Source organism: Acidobacteriota bacterium (genome assembly GCA_003696075.1).
GTDB lineage: Bacteria > Acidobacteriota > Polarisedimenticolia > J045 > J045 > J045.
In genome coordinates this window covers 1-19,106 of the sequence record RFHH01000144.1, presented here as the reverse complement: position 1 = coordinate 19,106, position 19,106 = coordinate 1, and the positions used below count along the sequence as shown (strand labels likewise).

10 protein-coding genes are annotated in these 19,106 nt (G+C 72.8%); 9 read left to right on the top strand and 1 reads right to left on the bottom strand.

Annotated elements, in window-relative coordinates:
- The 8 genes from D6718_09965 to mltG all read left to right on the top strand — a co-directional run.
- Positions 1 to 294, top strand: a 294-nt coding sequence (locus D6718_09965) for a hypothetical protein (GenBank protein ID RMG44520.1), incomplete at its 5' end; no start/stop codon positions are given.
- A 12-nt stretch (positions 295 to 306) separates the two neighbouring features.
- Positions 307 to 3,057 (top strand): pyruvate, phosphate dikinase, encoded by a 2,751-nt coding sequence (locus D6718_09960; GenBank protein ID RMG44519.1) that lies wholly within the window; start codon positions 307 to 309, stop codon positions 3,055 to 3,057.
- 10 nt (positions 3,058 to 3,067) lie between these two features.
- Positions 3,068 to 4,390 (top strand): PhoH family protein, encoded by a 1,323-nt coding sequence (locus tag D6718_09955; protein RMG44518.1) that lies wholly within the window; start codon positions 3,068 to 3,070, stop codon positions 4,388 to 4,390.
- Positions 4,391 to 4,494: 104 nt separating this feature from the next.
- On the top strand, positions 4,495 to 5,088 hold the full coding sequence (locus D6718_09950) for a TraR/DksA family transcriptional regulator (GenBank protein RMG44517.1): 594 nt from the start codon (positions 4,495 to 4,497) through the stop codon (positions 5,086 to 5,088).
- Positions 5,089 to 5,157: 69 nt separating this feature from the next.
- Positions 5,158 to 6,354 (top strand): class I SAM-dependent rRNA methyltransferase, encoded by a 1,197-nt coding sequence (locus D6718_09945; GenBank protein RMG44516.1) that lies wholly within the window; start codon positions 5,158 to 5,160, stop codon positions 6,352 to 6,354.
- A gap of 14 nt (positions 6,355 to 6,368) precedes the next feature.
- Positions 6,369 to 12,431 (top strand): hypothetical protein, encoded by a 6,063-nt coding sequence (locus tag D6718_09940; GenBank protein RMG44515.1) that lies wholly within the window; start codon positions 6,369 to 6,371, stop codon positions 12,429 to 12,431.
- 47 nt (positions 12,432 to 12,478) lie between these two features.
- Positions 12,479 to 12,907, top strand: coding sequence for a Holliday junction resolvase RuvX (gene ruvX, locus D6718_09935; GenBank protein ID RMG44514.1), 429 nt, complete (start codon positions 12,479 to 12,481; stop codon positions 12,905 to 12,907).
- A complete protein-coding gene (gene mltG / locus D6718_09930; protein ID RMG44513.1) occupies positions 12,904 to 13,917 on the top strand; it encodes an endolytic transglycosylase MltG in 1,014 nt (337 codons plus the stop codon). The genes ruvX and mltG overlap by 4 nt, the downstream gene beginning before the upstream one ends.
- A 36-nt stretch (positions 13,918 to 13,953) precedes the next feature.
- Here the strand turns inward: mltG and D6718_09925 are convergent, their stop codons facing one another.
- A complete protein-coding gene (locus D6718_09925) occupies positions 13,954 to 14,205 on the bottom strand; it encodes a hypothetical protein (protein RMG44512.1) in 252 nt (83 codons plus the stop codon).
- 128 nt (positions 14,206 to 14,333) lie between these two features.
- Here D6718_09925 and D6718_09920 point away from each other — a divergent pair, with 128 nt between their 5' ends.
- Positions 14,334 to 18,749: a hypothetical protein gene (locus tag D6718_09920; protein ID RMG44511.1), complete on the top strand. Its 4,416-nt coding sequence runs from the start codon at positions 14,334 to 14,336 to the stop codon at positions 18,747 to 18,749.
- Positions 18,750 to 19,106 lie beyond the last annotated feature (357 nt).

Genomic DNA, 19,106 nt, shown 5'->3' with positions numbered 1-19,106 from the left:
GCCCGGGCGGGGGACGCGGAGCCGGCGGAAGGAGCGCTCGCCCGCGAGATCGACCGCGTCGGGCCGCTGCTCTCCGGCGCGGCGGCGCGGGGAGCCTACGCGGAGGCGCTCTCGGCGCTGGCATCCTTGCGCCCCGCGATCGACCGTTTCTTCGACGAGGTTCTGGTGATGGACGAGCGGGCCGAGGTCCGCCGGGCGCGCCTCGGCCTTTTGGCCCGCTTCGACGAACTCGCCCGGGGGATCGTGGATGTCGCCGAGCTGGCCGTGGAGGGTCCGCGAGCCGCCGGCGGCTGAGAGGGCGACGAGATGAGCCAGAAGATGGTCTACTCCTTCGGGGAAGGTGCCGCTGACGGCGCCGCATCGATGCGGAACCTGCTGGGCGGGAAGGGGGCCAACCTCGCCGAGATGGCGCGGCTCGGGCTGCCCGTCCCTCCGGGCTTCACGATCACGACGGAGGTCTGCACTTACTTCTCCCGTCACGGGGGCCGCTACCCGGACGGCCTCGAGGAAGAGGTCGAGGCGGCCCTCGAGCGCGTCGAGAAGGCGATGGGGAAGCGGTTCGGCGATCCCCGCGATCCGCTGCTCGTCTCGGTGCGCTCGGGTGCCCGGACCTCGATGCCGGGGATGATGGACACGGTCCTCAACCTCGGACTCAACGACGAGACGGTCGAGGGCCTCGCCCGTGCCTCGGGGGACCGCCGGTTCGCCTACGACGCCTACCGGAGGTTCATCGCCATGTACGGGGATGTCGTGCTCCAGGTGCGCCCCCGGACCAAGACGGAGCACGATCCGTTCGAATCGATCCTGGAAGCGGTCAAACGGGAGCGGGGTGCCCGCGAGGACACCGAGCTGGACGCCGAGGCTCTCCAAGAGCTCGTCCGGCGCTACAAGGCCCTGATCCGGGAACGAACGGGGGAGGACTTCGTGCAGGACCCCCGCGCCCAGCTCTGGGGCGCCATCGCGGCGGTGTTCCGCTCCTGGGACAACCCGCGCGCGGTCGAGTACCGCCGCATGTACCACATTCCCGCCGAGTGGGGCACCGCGGTCAACGTTCAGGCGATGGTCTTCGGAAACCTCGGGGACGACTGCGCGACCGGCGTCGCGTTCACGCGCGATCCGGCCACCGGCGAACCCCGCGTCTTCGGCGAGTACCTCGTCAACGCGCAGGGGGAGGACGTGGTCGCCGGCGTCCGCACTCCCGACCCGATCAGCCGGATCCAAGCCGAAGAAGCCGGCGCCGATCCCGCGCGGTCGCTCGAGGAGAGGATGCCCGAGGTCTATCGCCAGTTGACGGCGGTGGCAAAGCGGCTCGAGGCCCACTACCGGGACATGCAGGACATCGAGTTCACGATCGAGCGGGGACGCCTGTTCCTCTTGCAGACCCGCGCCGGCAAGCGGACCGGGCTGGCCGCGATCCGGATCGCCACCGACATGGTGGACGAGGGGCTGATCGACGAGAAGACGGCGCTGGGCCGGGTGGAGGCCGAGGCGATGGAGCACCTGCTCGCCCCGGTCTTCGACCGGCGCACGCTCGCGGCCGCCGAGCGGGAGGGGCGCCTGCTCGCCGTGGGCCTGCCCGCGGGGCCCGGTGCCGCGAGCGGGCGGTTGACCTTCCATGCCGAGGACGCCAAGGCGGCCGCGGCCCGCGGCGAGCCGGTGATCCTGGCGCGGATCGAGACGTCGCCGGAGGACGTCGGCGGCATGGAGGCGGCCCGAGGCATCGTCACCGCTCGGGGTGGAATGACGAGCCACGCCGCCCTCGTCGCCCGGCAGCGCGGCAAACCGTGCGTCGTCGGTTGCCAGGGGATCCAGATCGACTACCGGAAGGCGGAGCTCAGGGCCTCCGGCCGGACCCTCCGCGAGGGCGACTGGATCAGCCTCGACGGCACCACGGGAAAGATCTACGCGGGACCGATGGAGCCGCGTCCCTCGGAGGTCGTCCAGGTGCTCGTGGAGGGCAGCCGCAGGGCGGAAGAGAGCCCCATCGCCCAGCGCTACATGCGGATCCTCGAATGGGCCGACGCGCACCGCCGGCTCGGGGTGCGGGCCAACGCCGACACGCCCCGCCAGGCGGAGGAGGCGGTGGCGCTGGGCGCGGAGGGGATCGGGCTCTGCCGCACCGAGCACATGTTCTTCGAGGGCGACCGGGTGACCGCGATGCGCCGGATGATCCTGGCCGAGGACGAAGAAGGCCGGCGCGCGGCCCTCGAGGCGCTCTTGCCGATGCAGCGCGAGGACTTCGCCGGGATCTTCCGGGCGATGCAAGGCCGTCCGGTGACGATCCGGACGCTCGACCCGCCGTTGCACGAGTTCCTCCCCCACGGCAAGGGGGAGATCGAAAAGCTCGCTTCCCAGCTCGGGTTGCCGTACGAGCGCGTCGCGCAGAAGGTGAAGTCGCTGCGGGAGTCGAACCCCATGCTGGGGCACCGCGGCTGCCGCCTCGGTCTCGTCTATCCGGAGATCACCGAGATGCAGGCCCGGGCGATCCTGGAGGCGGCCTGCGACGTCGCCGCCGAGGGCGGGGAGCCGCGGGTGGAGATCATGATCCCGCTCGTCGGGCACGTGGAGGAGCTGCGCCGGCAGCGGCAGATCGTCGAGCGCGTGGCGGAGGAGGTGTTCGCCGACCGGGGCCGGCGGGTGCCGTTCCAGGTCGGAACGATGATCGAGCTGCCCCGAGCGGCGCTGTGCGCCGAGTCGATCGCCTCCTGCGCCGACTTCTTCTCGTTCGGCACGAACGACCTCACGCAGACCACGCTCGGTATCTCGCGGGACGACGCCGGCGTGTTCCTTCCCTTCTACATCGAACACGGCATCCTCCCGTTCGATCCCTTCCGCAGCATCGACGAGGAGGGGGTCGGGGCGCTCGTGCGGGCCGGGACCGAAGGGGGCCGGCGGGCCCGCCCCGACTTGAAGGTCGGGATCTGCGGCGAGCACGGCGGCGATCCGCGCTCGATCCGGTTCGCCCACGAGGTCGGCCTGGACTACGTCTCCTGCTCCCCCCGGCGGCTGCCCGTCGCGCGCGTCGCGGCGGCGCAGGCGGCGCTGGGCTCGGCGTGAGGCGGCGCCGATGGCCGGCAAGACGTTCGTGCTGGACACCAACGTGCTCCTGCACGACCCGAAGAGCCTCTACCGGTTCCGCGACAACGAGGTCGTGATCCCGATCGTCGTCATCGAGGAGATCGACCGCTTCAAGAAGGAGCTCACGGAGGTCGGGCGGAACGCGCGGCAGGTCTCGCGGGAGCTCGACCGGCTCCGCCACGAGGGCCGCATCGTGGAGGGTGTTCCGACCCCGGACGGCGGCCGGATCCGGATCCACCTCGGCGTGCCGCACCCGGCGGAATTCCCGTTCTTCGAGAACCCGGACACGGCCGACATGCGCGTTCTGGCGCTCGCGTGGGAGCTGACCCGGCAGCAGCCGCCGGTCGTGCTCGTCACCAAGGACACGAACCTGCGGATCAAGGCCGACGCGATGGGCGTGCGTGCCGAGGACTACGAGGAGCGGAACGGGGAAGCGGAGGTGGAGCGGCTCGGTCCGGAGGAGCGCGAGGTGGCGCGCGAGGTGATCGACGCGCTCTTCCGCGACGGCGGGATCGCCGCGGACCGCGCGGGGGGCGACCCCGGGCCGAACGCACCGGTGCTGCTGCGGGATGCGGCCGATCCCCGCCACACCGCCGTGGCCCGGCGGGAGCCCGGAGAGCCGCTCTTCAAGCCGGTGAAACTCCCGCGGAGCGTATGGGGGATAAGGCCGCGGAACCTCGAGCAGCAGTTCGCCCTCGACCTGCTGCTCGACGACCGGGTTCCGCTCGTCAGCCTCGTCGGGCGCGCGGGAACCGGCAAGACGCTGCTGGCGCTCGCGGCGGGGCTCCACCTGACCGTGGACAGGGAGGTCTACCGGCGGCTCGTCGTCGCGCGGCCCATCTTCCCGATGGGGCGCGATCTGGGTTACCTGCCGGGGGAGATCGACGAGAAGCTGCGCCCCTGGATGCAGCCGATCTTCGACAACCTGGAGCTGCTCCTCATGGGCCACGGCGGGGACAAGGACACCCCTGCCCTGGATCCCGTCGAGCACCTCGTGGAACGGGGGGTCTTGGAGATCGAGGCGCTGACCTACATCCGGGGCCGGTCGCTGCCCCGGCAGTTCATGATCGTCGACGAAGCCCAGAACCTGACCCCGCTGGAGGTCAAGACGGTGATCACCCGCGCCGGGGAGGGCACCAAGGTCGTCCTGACCGGCGATCCGGACCAGATCGACAATCCCTACGTGGACGCCCGCTCCAACGGCCTGTCCCTGGTGGCGGAGCGGCTCCGGGGCGAGCCGCTGGCGGGGTCGATCTTCCTCCGGCGCGGCGAGAGGTCGGGGCTGGCCGACCTGGCCGCCGAGCGCCTGTGAGTCTCCGGCCGGCCCGGGGCGGACGGTGCGGCGAAGGGCGGCCGGGCGGTCGCCCCGGCACCCCGCTCGGCCGCGAATTTCCGTGTTGACGGCCCCGGGGGCCGATGTTAGGTTCCGCGTTCGCCGGTGGGGGCGACCCCGCACAGGGTGGAAAGGCGATGCGCAAGCGCGAACTGGAACGCTATCGGAAGAAGCTCCTTCAAGCGCGGCAGGAGCTGCTCGAGCAGACGACCCGGATGCGGGGTGAAGGAAGGCAGACCCTCCCCGAGGGAGGAGAGGACTACGTCGACGACGCCGTCACCCACTACACGAGGGAGTTCCTGCTCTCGCTCAGCCAGCTCGAGCTGAAACGGCTGGTGCTCGTCGAGGAGGCACTGCGCCGCATCCGGGACGGCGAGTACGGCCTTTGCCTCAACTGCGGCGAGAAGATCGGGACCAAGCGTCTCGACGCGATCCCGTGGGCACGCTACTGCGTGACCTGCCAGGAGATGGCCGAACGCGAGGAGTTCGCCGACACCTACCACGTCCGCGATCTCGCCGAGGAGGTGATCACGGACGAGGAGGAGGTCGTCGAGGCGGCGGAAGAGGGCGAGGAGGAGGAGGCCGCCGTTCCGGCTGCCCCGTTGGGCGACAGGGACGAAGAGATCGATGAGGATCTGGAGAGCGAGGAGGTCGAGGAGCTGGAGGAGGAGGACTGAGCTGCGGCTCGGGCGAAGCGCCCGCGCCGGGCGGCGGCCCGCCGCCTTACCGCCGGCATCGGCGGCCGCATGAAGAGAGACCCCCTCGCCGTCGTCGACGGGCGCGGTGCCCGCCGCGGGCGCCGGGGCCATCCCTGGATCTACCGCGACAACGTGGTCGAAGTCCGGGCCGCCCATGGCGATGCGGTGAGGGTGGTCGACCGTTCCGGACGCGCCGTCTGCCTGGCCGCGTACTCGGCCCGTTCGAAGATCGCGCTGCGGCGCATCGGTTGGGGGGAGGAAGCGCCCGCGGATGCCGACGGGGCCGTCGATCTCCTCCTCCGCGCCGCCCGGCGCCGGGGTCCCCCGCCCAGCGGCGGGTGCCGCCGCCTCGTCCACGCCGACGCCGACGCGCTTCCCGGTTTGACGCTCGACTGGTACGCCGGGCATCTGGTCGCCCAGGCGACGACGCCGTGGGCCGACCGCCTCCTCCGCGAGCGCGGGCGCGAGATCGCGGCGCGCCTCGGGGCGGCGAGCCTCCTCCACCGGGGCGACGCGCCGGCTCGGGCGCTGGAAGGGCTTCCGCGCGAAGTCGAAGCCCTGGTGCCGGGCACGCCCGAGGTGCTGGTCGCCGAGGAAGGGGGATGCGAGCGTTTCGTGGCGCCGTGGACGGGGCACAAGACCGGCCTCTACCTCGACCAGCAGGAGAACCACCGGGCGGCCCCGTCGTGGCTGGGCGGGGAGGTGCTCGACCTGTTCTGCGGCGAGGGAGGCTTCGCCCTCCCGCTGGCCGCGGGCGGGGCGCGAGTGCTGGCGATCGACCGGAACGCGGAGGGACTCGAACGCGCCGCGAGGGCGGCCGAGCGGGCCGGGCTGGCCGGTCGGGTGACGTTCCGCTGCGAGGAGGCGTTCGACGCCCTCGCACGGCTCGAGGCGGAGGGCGCGCGGTTCGACGCGATCGTCCTCGATCCGCCCCCGTTCGCCCGGCGCCGCGGCGAGCGTGCCGGCGGAACGCGTGGATACCGTGATCTGCACCGGCGCGCCCTCCGACTCCTCCGGCCGGGAGGGCGGCTCCTGACCTTCTGTTGCTCGTTCCACGTTTCGGCCGAGCGGTTCGAGGAGGCGGTGCGCGCGGGGGCCGAGGAGGCGGCGGCCGCTCTCGAGGTGGCCGGCCGGCTCGAGGCGGCGAGCGACCACCCCGTCCGGCTCGAGCTGCCGGAGAGCCGGTACCTCAAAGGGCTGCACCTCGTGCGGCGCGACGGCGCGAGCGCCGCCGGCGGCGGATGAGCCGGCGAACCCTCGTGGCGGTCGCCGCTGCGGCGGCGGGCCTCGCGGTGGCCGCTGCCCTCGCGCCGCTCGCGGCCTCCGCTTTCGCCCGCCGCTATCTCGCGCCCCGCGCCGCTTCGTTGCTCGGCCGGGCCTGCGGCGGCACCGGGAGCGTCGCCGGCGCCAATGTCGATCTGTGGGGCCGGGAGATCGAACTGACCGGCCTGGAGGCGGGCGGCCCGGGCGGGCCGGTCGCGCACCTGACCGCAACACGGCTGCGGATCCGCCTCTCGCTCGCGGGGCTCCTCCGGGGACGGACCCTGCCGGAGGCCGTCGTGCTGGAAGGGCTGCGGCTGGAATTGGACCCGTCGCGAGGAGGCGGCGGCGGGCCGGTCGATCTTTCTCCGCTGGCGCGGCTGGAGCGGCTCGTTCTCGACGATGCGGAGATCCGGATCGGCCCCGCCGATCTCGCGTTCTCGCTCGACGTGCGGAACCTGAGGGCGGAGCTGAGGTCCGGCCCGCCGGGAGGCCGCCTCGAGGCCGGCCCGATCCTCTTCGAAAGGCGAGGAGGGCCGGCGATCCGTTTCGAGCGGGCCGCGGCCGCGCTCGGGTGGCGCTTCCCGGTCCTGGCCGTGGAGGAGTTCGACGCGTCCGGACCGGAGGGCGCTCTGTCGGCCCGCGGTTCGGTGCGCTTCCCCGGGAAGGGCCCTGCGGCCGACCTCCGTTTCGACGCGCGGCTCGATCTGGGACGGCTTCTGGGAGAGGGGGGGCCGGGCCTCACCGGAACCGTGCGGAGCCGCGGGTCGCTCCGCGCGGCTGCCGGCTCCGCATGGCGCATCTCCGGGGAGGTGGCGTCGGAGGAGGAGATCGCGTGGCGCGGACTCCGGTGCGAGATCCGCGCGAGTCTGGAAGCCTCCCCGGAAGGAATCGTCCTCTCCGGTCTGGGGGCGCGCGCGGGCGCGGGGCTCGAGCTGGAGGAGGGCCGCCTCGAGCTCACCGGCGGGGGAACGCTCACTCGGGGGAGCGCCCGGCTGCGAGCCGACCTCGCGGCGCTGGGACGCCGAGCCGCGGCCCGGGGCCTTCCGATGGCGGGACGGGCCGATATCGGGGTGCGTTTCGTCCGGTCCGCGGGCCGGTTCGAATGGGAAGCGGAGGGGGAGGTCTCGCCCCCTCCCCGGGGGCCGGGCCGGCTCGCCGGTCGGGTGTCGGGCAGCGGAGTCGACCTGAGCGGCCGCGTCGGGTTCGCCGGGCGCTGGGACGACCAGCCGGCCTGGGCCGAGATCGGTATCGAAGGCCCGCCCGAAAAGCCGATCTGGACGGCCCGGGGCGGCCTCGAGCTGCTCGGCCCCCAGGGACTGCGGCGCGCCGCCGCACACGCGGCCGCGCTCCTCGGGGCCGAGGACGCGGCGTGGCTGCGCGACCTTCCCCCGGCCGGCGCGGAGCGCTTGACGCTCCGGCTCGACGCGCGCGGCACCGCGAACGAGGTGGCCGAGGCGACCCTGCGGGTCGCGGCGCGGCGGCCGGTGATCGGTCCGGCGCGGTTCGACCTCTTCGAGGCGGCCGTCTCGCGCGTTCCCGCGGAGGGCTGGCGCGGTGCGGGGCGCCTCTCCACGGCCGACGGCCGGGGGCTGGAGTTCGAGGCGAGCGCCGGTCCCCGCGAGACCGAGGTGACGGCGCGGTTCGATCGCTTTCCCGCGGAAGCCGCCCTCGCGTTCCTCCCACATTCCTTGCCCGGGGATCTCCTGGGCGAAGGGCTGGCCGACGGGGTCGTGTCGTGGCGGTGGGGCGCCGCGGGCCCGTCCGCGGTCGGGTGGCTGGGCTGGAGAGCGCGGGGAGGTCCGGCCGGAACGTGGCATCTGGCGGCGGCCGGCATCTGGCGGCCCGGAGCCCTGCCTCGGCTTTCGGCGCTGCTGCTCGGGCCCGGCGCGGTCGCCGAGTTCCGGGGTTCGGTCGAGTCGACCCCGGCCGGGCCGGTGTCCGCGGGAACGTTGAGGGGGCGGGGCGACCTCGCGGAGATTCCCTCCGCGGCCGGCCGCGCGGCCGGCACCGTCGAGCTGGAATGCCTGGCGGGTTCCGCGCCCGGGCCGTGGCCGCTCGGCTGCACCGGGGTGGCGAGCTGGCGCGGAGTGCGCGCCGGGCGCTGGAGCGTCCCGGACGGCGGGGCCGAGCTGGTGACGGGGGAGAGCGGGCTCACGGCGAAAGCTTCCGCCGGTCCCCTGTCGCTCCGCGCGGACGTCGACGGGTCGGGCATCGCGCGGGCGGAACTGGCATGGTCCGGCGCGGAGCTCGCCGGCGCCCTCGAAAGGGCGCTCGGGTGGCGCGGTGAGCTGGCCCTGTCGATCCGCAGCTCGGGGACGCTCCGGGTCGAAGGCCCGGTGCTCGAGCCGGAGAGATGGCAGGGAGAAGGGCGCATCGGCGAGCTGGTTCTCTCCGGTCCTTCGGTCTCCGCCATCCAGCCGGCTCCCGCCCGCCTTTCGCTGGAACCCGGCCTGACGTTCGCCGTCGATCCGGCCCGGCCGCTGCATCTCGCCGAGAGCTCCGGCGCGGAGGTCACGCTTTCGGGTTCGGTCGAGCTTCCGTTCCGCGGCGAGGGGGCGCTCGACCTGTCGCTTTCGGGACACCTCGGACTCGGCCTGCTCGAGGCGATCGAGCCGACGCTCCTCGGCAGCGGGGATCTGTCGGCCTCGCTCCACGTGGGGGGATCGCCGGCCCGGCCATCCTTCGCCGGACGCGCCACCGTGAACGGCGGCTCGATCCGCTCCCTCACGCTCGATACGGCCATCGACCGCGTCGAGGCTCGCCTCGCCTTCGACGCCGATCGGATCGTCCTGGAGGAGGCTCGCGGCGACCTCGGGGGCGGAACGGTGAGCGCGGCGGGAACCCTCGGCCTGCGGGGCTGGCGGCCCGAGCGGATCGACATCGGCGTCGCCGCCCGCGACATCGCCTTGAGCGTTCCGCGGGGAATCTGGGGCCGGTACGACGCCGACCTGGAGATCGCCGGGCCGGCAGGGGCACCGCGCGTGGCGGGGAGCGTCCGCGTCCTGGACGGACTGTACTCGCGGCCCTTCGCCTTCGCCGGACCGCTCGGCCCTCGGCGGCGGCTCCTCGAGCCCGAGAGCGGCCTCGCCTCGTGGCTGTCGCGCGTCGAACTCGCAGTGGAACTCCGCGCCGACGGAACGCTCGCGGTTCGCAACGACCTCGCCCGGCTGGAAACGTCGGCGCGTCTCGAGGTGGCGGGCACGCTGGGATCGCCGCTGCTCGCGGGAACGGTCTCGCTTCACGAGGGTGGGACGCTCAGCTTCCGGGGACTGGAATACGAGGTCCTCTCCGGCCAGGTCGTCCTGGACGACCTCGACGCGGAACCGATCCGGGTCCGACTCCGCGCCTCGACCGAGGTGCGCGACTACAGCATTCGCCTCGACCTCGACGCCACCACCGAGTCGGTCGAGTACCGGCTCACCTCGGTCCCGGCGCTCACCCAGGAAGAGATCCTTTCCCTCCTTCTGACGGGCCAGACGCTGACCGAGCTGGGAGGAGGGAGCGCGCTCGGAACCGACCTCGCGACGGCCTACTTCGGAACGCAACTCGGCGAGATGCTCCTGGCCGGTCCGGTGCGGCGGGCTCTCGGCCTCACGCAGGTCCAGCTCTCCCCCGCCCGCGTGGGCCCCGAAGCGCGTCCCACCGCCCGGCTGACGCTCGGCCAGCGGCTCGACGACCGGACGCTCGCTCTCTACTCGAGGGACCTCAGCTCGGAGGGACGCGACCTGTACCGGCTGGAGCGGGAGATCGGCCGTTCGCTCCGGCTGGTGCTCGGCGGAGAGGCGCGGCGCGGCGTGTCCGCCGATATCCGGTGGTTGCGCCGGCTCGGAGAGGAGGGAGCGGGTGGGACGGCGGGAACGTTCCCGGAGCGAATCCGCGTGAGGAAGGTCGCCATCGCCGGGTGGCCGCCGGACCTTCCCGAGCCGAGTGCCCGGACGCTGGGGCTGCGGGGCGTGCGGCTGCGGCGGGCGGCGCTGCTGGACGCCCGCCTGCGGTTGCTCGAGGAGCTGGCCGAAGCCGGCTACCTCGAAGCGGAGGTGACCTTCGAAAGCCGGCGGCGCGACGGGCGCGCGGATGTCCTGTTCCGGGTCTCGCCCGGCCCGGCCTGGGAGATCGGTGTCGTGGGGCCGCCGCGGGCGGCTCGCGAGGCGCGCGCCCGACTGGCCGAGATCTGGGCCACGACACGCTTCGCGCCCGCACGGCTGCGCGAAGCGGAGCGAATCCTCAGGGACTCCCTTGCCGACGAGGGGCGTGCGGCCGCGGTCGTGTCGGTGAGCCGCCCGGATCCGGCGGCGCGGAAGATCCTCGTCCGCGTCGATCCCGGACCGAAGGTGAAGGTGAAGGCGGTGCGGTTCGAAGGGGTGCGGTCGATCGCCCTTTCGGAGGTGGCGGCGCAGGTCCTCTCCGGCAAGGGCGGCGGGCTGGCGGGCGCCGGGGGCACCGCGTACCGCCCGCGCCTCGTCGCCGAAGACGCGGAGGCGATCCGTACCCTCTACGAATCGCGCGGGTTTCTCGAGGCGCGCGTCGAGCCCCGCGTCCGCTTCAGCCGGAAAGGGGACGAGGTGGTCGTCACGTTCGTCGTGCGCGAAGGGGGGCGGGCCCGGACCGGCCGGGTCGCCGTTTCGGGCGACTGGCCGGCGGAGCTCGGCCCGGCCACCGACCTCCTTCCGCTCCGGAGCGGCGAGCCGTTCCTTCCCGAGACGATGCGCGAGGGGCAGCGGGCCCTGCTCGACGCGCTGGACGCGGCCGGGTACTTCGACGCGTCGGTCGCCGCGCGACCCGCCTTCGCCGACGGCTCGGTCGACGTGACGTATCGCGTCGCCGCGGGGCCCCGGGCGGTCGTGGGGTCCGTGCGCCTGGCCGGCCTGTCGAAGACCCGGCGGAAGCTGGTGGAACGGAGGATCGAACTCGCCCCGGGCCAGCCGCTGTCGCGCCGGTCCCTCCGGAAGACGGAACGGGAACTGTTCCGGCTCGGCCTGTTCCGGGGAGTGACGGTCGAACACCGTCCGCGCCGCGATGATCCCGGCATCCACGACGTGACGATCCGCTTCGAGGAGGTTCCTCCGGTGAGCCTGCTCGTCTCGGCCGGATACGACACCGACGAGCAGCTGCGCGTCAGCGCGGCGGTCTCTCACGACAACCTGGCCGGCCTCGGCCGGATCGGGTCGCTCCAGGGCTTCCTTTCGGGAAGACGCCGCGGCGTGAGGGCCACCCTGGAAGATCCGCACCAGGCGGGCGGCCGGCTCGAGGCGCTCGCCGCCCTCGGCGTGGAGGAGGAGAGCCGCGAGGGCTTCACCGTGCGCTCCACCGGCCTCACCCTCCAAATCGGCTCCCGCGGCCGGCGGGAGCGCCGGTGGCAGCTGCGCTACGAGCTGGACGAGAACGCGTTCCGCGACGTGGCGATCGGCGCAGCGGCCTTCCGCGAGTTCCTGCTCACCGAGCGCGCGGAAGACATCCGGCTGGCTGCTCTCCGGGGAAGCTACACGATCGACCGCCGCGACGACCTGTTCCGGCCCCGGCGCGGCTGGGTCACCCGGCTCGAACTCGGGCTGTGGCACGGGCTGCTCGGGTCCCAGGCCGATTTCGCGCGCTGGACCGGACAGATCGCCGCCTACCGGCCGGTGGGCCCGCGCTGGACCATCGCCGCCTCGGTGCGGGCCGGGATCTCCGAGCCGATCGGGGGCACGCGCCGGGTGCCCTTGCCGGAGCGGCTGTTCGCCGGAGGCGCGGAGTCGCTGCGCGGCTTTTCCCGCGACCGTGTCGGCCCGCTCGATCCGCTGAGCGGGGAGCCGCTCGGGGGCGAGAGCCTGTTCCTGCTCAATGTCGAGGTCCGCCGCCGCCTCGGCCGCGGGTTCGAGGCGGCGGTGTTCCACGATCGCGGGAACGTCTGGCTCGACGCCCGCTCGTTCGCCGTCACCGGCCTGCGTTCGACCGCGGGCGCCGAGCTGCGCTGGAACACCCCGGTGGGGGCGCTCCGCGTCGGCTACGGGCGCAAGCTCGATCCCGAGCCGGGCGAGGACCGGGGGGGCCTGTACCTGAGCATCGGCGAGCCGTTCTGACCGCGGCCGCCGTTGCCGCCGGACCGAGGTTCACCCACAATCACCGCATGGGGAGGATCCTCGGCGTCGACGTCGGCACGCGCACGCTCGGCCTCGCGCTCAGCGACGAAGGCGGAACGGTGGCCATGCCGCTCTCCGTGATCCGCCGCAGCGGACTCCGCCGCGACATCGCCGATCTCGCGCGTCTGGTCCGCGAGCGTGAGGTGACGGAGATCGTCGTCGGCCTCCCGCTCGGCCTCGACGGCGCCCCGGGAGCCATGGCCGAAGAGGCGCGCGTGGTGGCCGACCGGCTGGCGGAGGCGACCGGCTTGCCGGTTCACCGCTGGGACGAACGGCTGAGCACGGTGGCGGCGGAACGGGCGCTGCTCGAGGCGGATCTGTCGCGCCGGAAGAGGAAGCGGGTGGTGGACAAAGTCGCCGCCGCCCTGATCCTGCAGGCCTTCCTCGACCGCCGGGCGCTCGGGAGAGCGCCGTGAGGGCGCGGCGAGTTCTGCTGCGCGCCGGCGTCGCGGTGGCGGCGCTGGCCGCGGCGGCGGCTGCCGCTGCCGCGCTCTTCTCGGCCCGCCCGCAAGGGGGGCCGCCGGGCGCGGTCGTGGGGGTCGAGATCCCGGCGGGAAGCAGCGCGAGGGAGGTGGCCGCCCGCCTCGCCGAGGCGGGCGTCAGCCGCCCCGCCTGGCTGGTCTCGGCGTTGATGCGGATCTCCGGTGTCTCCCGCCGCGTGAAGGCCGGGCGCTACGCCTTCGAGCTCCCGGTCGCGCCGGCCGAGGTGCTTCGCGCGCTGGCGCGGGGCCGGGTCGCCACCTTCCCGGTGACGGTGCCGGAGGGGCTGACGGTCGAGGAGGTGGCGAAGCTTCTCGCGCGGGAGGGGTTCGCCGACGAGGAGGCTCTCCTCGAGGCTTTCCGGGATCCGAGGCCGATCCGCGACCTCGCCCCCGCCGCCGAGACGCTCGAGGGATACCTCTTCCCCGAGACCTACCGGTTTCCGAAGCCCTACGACGCCCGCCGGATCGCCGCGGAGATGGTGGCGACCTTCCGCACGCGTTTCGCCGAGCCGCACGCCGCCGAGATCGCCGCCTCGAAGCTCTCCCTCCACGAGATCGTCACGCTCGCCTCCCTGGTGGAGAAGGAAACCGCCGTCGCCGAGGAGCGCCCGCTGATCGCCGGCGTTTATCTCGAGCGCCTGGAGCGGGGGATGCGGCTGCAGTGCGACCCGACGGTGATCTACGCCCTGAAGCGGGCGGGGAAGTGGGACGGGAACATCCGCCGCGCCGACCTGAGGCGCGACGACCCGTACAACACCTACGTCCGCGTCGGCCTTCCGCCCGGGCCCATCGCCTCGCCGGGACTGGATGCGCTGATCGCCGCCCTGAACCCGGTTCGCAGCGGTGCGCTCTACTTCGTCTCCCGCGGGGACGGCACGCACGTGTTCAGCCGGACTCTCGCGGAGCACAACCGCGCGGTCAGGCGCTTCCTGTCGCGCCGCTGACGGGGGCGTGCGCGGCCGCCCGCGAACGGCCTCCGCTCACCCCTCCTCGCGTTCGTAGATCGTCTCGTCGCGCGGGATCCCGTGGAAGTTGATCGTTCTCCGCCGCTCCTGACTCGCCAGCATCTCGTTGATCTGGCCGTTGGGCAGCAGCTCGCCGCGCAGATAGCACTCGTAGTGGAAGCGGCAGAAGCCTTCGGCGTAGGGCGGATCCTGGCAATGCAGCGTCCCGCCCCAACTGGACACGAACCGGCAGGTCGCCCCGCTCCGGGTCAGGCTCTCGGCGCTCACGGTCCCTCCTCGGCGGGCCGACAAGATAGCACGGCCGGCACGCGCGCTCCGGCGCTTTTGGATGTATGTTGTCAGCGCGGCGGGGAGAGGTCCCGGAGGAGCCCCGGGCTGGGCGCTCCGGATCCTGGATGGCGATGAATCCGAAGACATTCTGGCGTTGGCTGGGTACGGTCGGCGTGTCGGTCGCCGCGAGCGCCGCGATCGCCGGCGGCGGGCCCCAGGTCACCTTCCGGCCGGCGGCCGCCGGCGGGGAGGACCGGCTCGAGATCCGCGTGCCGCCCGTCCGGTGGCTGAGCGACCGCGGTGCGGTGTGGGCTGAGATCGAGGGGTTCGGTCGGATCTCGGAGCCCGGAGCGCCCGATCTGCCGCTCCGGCGGGAGCGGGTGGCCCTCCCGCCGGGTGGCGCGCTCGCCGTGCGCCGGGTCGAGATCGACTGGTACGAGGGACGGCTGCCGGGCCCGATCGCCGCCTATCCCGCCCGCGATCCCGATCGCCCGCCCGTCGCCGACCGGTTCCTCGCGGGCGGCTACTGGCCCGCGGAGCCCGTCCGCGTCGCCTCCCAATCGGGAGCGGTGAGAAACCTCCGCTTCGCGACCCTGGAGATCCTTCCGGTCCAGGTCGACCCGGCGGCGGGTCGCTTCCGGGTCGCCCGCCGGATCGTGGTCTGGCTCGACCGCGGGGCGGCCGCGGCCGCCCTGCCGGCCCCGCCGCGCCGGCCGCGCACCCTCTCCGCGGCGGCCGAGGGGATCCTCGGGGCGGGGACGGTGGAGCCGAATCGCGCCCCGGCGCCCGCCCCCGCGCCCGAGGCGGCGGGTGCGCCGAACCGGCCGGCGTTCATGTTCGAGGTCGACCGCGACGGCCTGTACCGCATCGACTATGCGTGGGCGCAGGCGAACGGGGACACCGACGGCGACGGGACGAACGAGCTGCTCTCGTTCCTCACCGGGCACGATCCGGCGACCTACCGGATGACCTGCCAGGGCGTGGAGGTGCCGATCCGGGTGGAGGGGGAGCAGGACGGCCGTTTCGACCCGGGCGACGCCATCGTGTTCTACGGCCAGAAGGTCGGCGACGTCGACCTGTTCGATCCGGACGTCTGGCAGCACGGCGACTATACCGACGTGAACGTCTACCGGCTCGACTCGGCGGCCGCACCGGCCCGGATCGCCGACGAGCCGACCGCGCGCGCCCCCCAGAGCGGCTACCCGGTCCCCGCGTCGTTCGCCGAGACGGCGCACCACGAGGAAGACAAGAAGTTCCAGGGCTTCGTGCCGGCCGACGGGGTCGACCACTGGTATGTCGACCCGTTCGTGGTGTCGCCCCGTTGCGTCGATCTCTCGGTCGACACCTGCAGCGATCCGATCGACAACGGCATCTGCGGCGCCACCTGCGGCGACCAGCCGAACGAACAGTGCTGCGCCGTTTCGGTGGACCAGTTCGTCGCCACCCCGGGTCACGCGGGCGGCCCGGTCTCCGTACGGGTGCGACTGCTGGGGATCAAGGGATACGACTTCCACCGGAGCGATGTCGACGTCGACGGGACGAACCGCGACCGCGCGGACTGGGACGGATTCGTCGAGTTCACGCACGGCGTCGACCAGGGGCCGATCACGTTCACGCCGCCCGGGGCTCTCGGCGCGACGACGCGGGTGACGGTGCGGCTGCCGATGGGGCGGAGCGATACCGGCGGCCAGCCGGTGACCCGCGACGCCGTGGCGATCAACTGGGTCGAGATCGACTACGACCGGCTCTTCCAGGCCGACGGGGACCGACTGATCTTCGCCGTCGACGACGCCAACCAGGAGATCCATCTCGACGGCTTCTCGGCGCTGCCGGAGGTGTGGGACGTCACGCGCTCCACCACCTCCCCGGCGGGCATGGCGATCGCCACGCCGCGGCGCGTGAGCGGGGTCACCGCGCTCGGGTCGCAGTTCGCCTTCGAGTTCGACGACGATCCCGCGATCACCGGAAAGCGGCACTTCGTCGCCGCCGGTCCGGGGGGATACCTGACGCCCCGGGGGGTGCGGGAGGACCTCCCGCCGTCGGCCCTCGACGCCTCGCTGGGGGACAGTCTCAAGGCGGCGGGGAACGGTGCCGACTGGCTGGTGATCGCCTACCGGCCCCTTCTCGACACCTCGCCGGGCTCCCAGCTCAACCGGCTGGTCTCGCACCGGCAGGCGCAAGGCCTGACCACCGCGCTCGTCGACATCGACGATGTCTACGACGAGTTCAGCTACGGGATCGCCGACCCGCAGGCGGTGCGCGACTTCATCGCCTACACGCTCGGGCGCGATCCGGCGACCGGACTGTGCGGCGCCCCGAACTGGTCGCCGGCCCCGCGGTACGTGCTGCTCGTCGGCGACGGCTCGTGGGACCACAAGAACAACTACGGGTTCCAGCCGCCGCGGCAGCTCGTGCCGACGCAGATGTACGACAAGACCAGCGACAGCCAGTTCGGGCACTATCCCTCGGATGTCTGGTTCGCCGCGGTCTGCGGAACGGACGAGCTTCCCGACGCGACGATCGGGAGGCTGCCGGCCCACACGCTCGCCGAGGCGGAGGAGATCTTCCGCAAGATCGTCGACTACGAGAACGCGGCCCATCCGCCGTCGTGGGCGGCGCGGGCCCTGCTGGTTTCGGAATCGGACAAGTCGGTCAACGACGAGTTCTACCGCGTGCACGACGACATCTACGACACCTGGTTCACCGGCTCCGCCGGCCCGCAGACGGCGACGAAGATCTACGAGCAGGACCCGGCGGTCTACGGCTGCACGGGCGCCGCCGACGACGAGAACGCCCGCATCGACAGCAACGTGAACGCGGGCGCGGCGCTGATCAGCTTCGCCGGCCACGGATCGTTCAAGGACTGGGGAAAGACCTGCTCCTTCTTCAGCACCGACCATCCCGGTCCCGACGACCTGGACGATTTCCTGCCCGGAACCCCGCTCCTGTTCACCGTCCAGGCCAACTGCGTCACCGGAAACTTCGCGGCCACGAGTTCGCCCTCGTCCACCAACGACAGCTGGTACAGCTTCGTCGAGGATTGGCTGACCACGCCGGACAAGGCGCTCGTGGGGGGCATGGCGCCTTCCCACCTCAGCTACACGTTCGATCTCGACATCATCCTGCAGAAGTTCTACGACGAGGTCTTCGGCAAGCGAAAGCGCCGCATCGTGGCCGAGATCGACGACGCGATGCGCGCGAACTTCGACACTTCGAACAAGACGGTTCTGATCCGTTCGTTCGTGCTCGAGTCGGATCCGGCGCTGAGGCTCGCCGTGCCGGCGCCGCCGGCCCCGGAGATCCTCTCCATCGACCAGAACGGCTCGCACTCGCTCCTGATCACCTGGACGAGCGTTCCCGAGGCGGCGAGCTACCGGCTCTTCCGCTCGACGAACCCCTACGGCGGCTACACGCAGGTGACCGAAACGACGGCGACGAGCTACGCCGACACCGGGCTGACGAATTGCCAGGAGTACTACTACTACGTCGTCTCGGTCGACGCGGACGGCTTCGAAAGCGCTTGGTCGAACTACAACGAAGACTGCGACGGGGCACGGCAGGACTGCAAAGCCGGGACGCCGGAGGATCCGAACCCGCCCCCGGCGCCGGTGCTCCTCGCTGTCAACGACACGGAGCGGGGCGGACAGCTCGAGGCGATCTGGGAGCGGATCACCGATCCGAACGTCGACGTGGTGAGCTACACGGTCGAGTGGCGTCGCGACGACGAACCGGCCTTCGCGCACAGCAAGACCGTGGGACCGGCGTTCGACCGGACGAAGATCGGCGGCCTCGACGACGGGTTCCTCTACCACGTGCGCGTGTACGCTTCCCACTGCACGTTGGACGGCCCGCCGAGCAACGAGCTGACCGGGGTCCCGCACACGGTGAAAGGCATCGACCCGCCGAGGTCGATCCAGGACCTCCAAGTCTTCCGCGAACCGGATCCGGCCGACGGGATCGCCGATACGCGGCTCACCTGGACCCTCCCGTCGCAGACGGTCTGGGGGACCGACACGACCCTCCAGTCGATCGAGGTCCACGGATCGACGAGCGGGCCGAAGTTCCCCGTCGACGCGACGACGCTGCTGGCGTCGCTGCCGGAGACGGCGACGGAGTGGATCCACGAGAACCAGGGAGCGCCCGACCAGCCGTCCCCGGGGGCGCCGAACTGGTGGTACGTGGTCGTCGCAGTCGACACGAAAGGGCAGGCCTCGGCGGGCGGCGTCGAGCTTCCGGGACCGGTGGACGACCTGATCGTCCAGCGGCTGGACGCCACCCAGGAGCTCGAGCTGAGCTGGAGCCCGGTCACGACGACGATGACGGTCTCCGGCCAGAGCTGGCCGCTCTGGATCGCCGGCTACAACCTGTACGGACGCAATTCGATCCTGCCGCGGCGCGACACCGGCCCGGCCAACCTCTTGCAGGCCGACATCCCGCAGTCGAACCGGACGATCACGACCCGAGTGCCCCTGCCCGGCGACGCGATCTTCACGTACCAGGTCCTCGCCGAGGACGTCCACGGAACCGAGTCGGTCTGGTAGGCCCCGCCGAAGCTCCCGCGGGAGGTTCCGGGGAGGAGCCGGCGAGGTGCGCCCGGCCGGCCGGCATCGGCGCCGGGCGATCGGGGCACGACGATCGAGGCGGCTCGGGAGAACCGGTCGAGAGGGCAGGGAAGAACTCCCGGACGTCGGAGGGGATCCGTTGCCTCACGAATCGCCGGGGACGCGCTCACCTTCCGGCGGAATTCGCGGGGGCCGACCGGCTCGAGCCGGCCGCGGGCGATGCCGAGGGCGCTTCGGATGGACCGCGGGCGGGCTCCGCAGCGTTGCCGTCCGGCGCAGCGGGGCGATTCCGGCGGATCGCGCGCTGCAGCTCGCGGATCCGCTCCCGGGCCATCG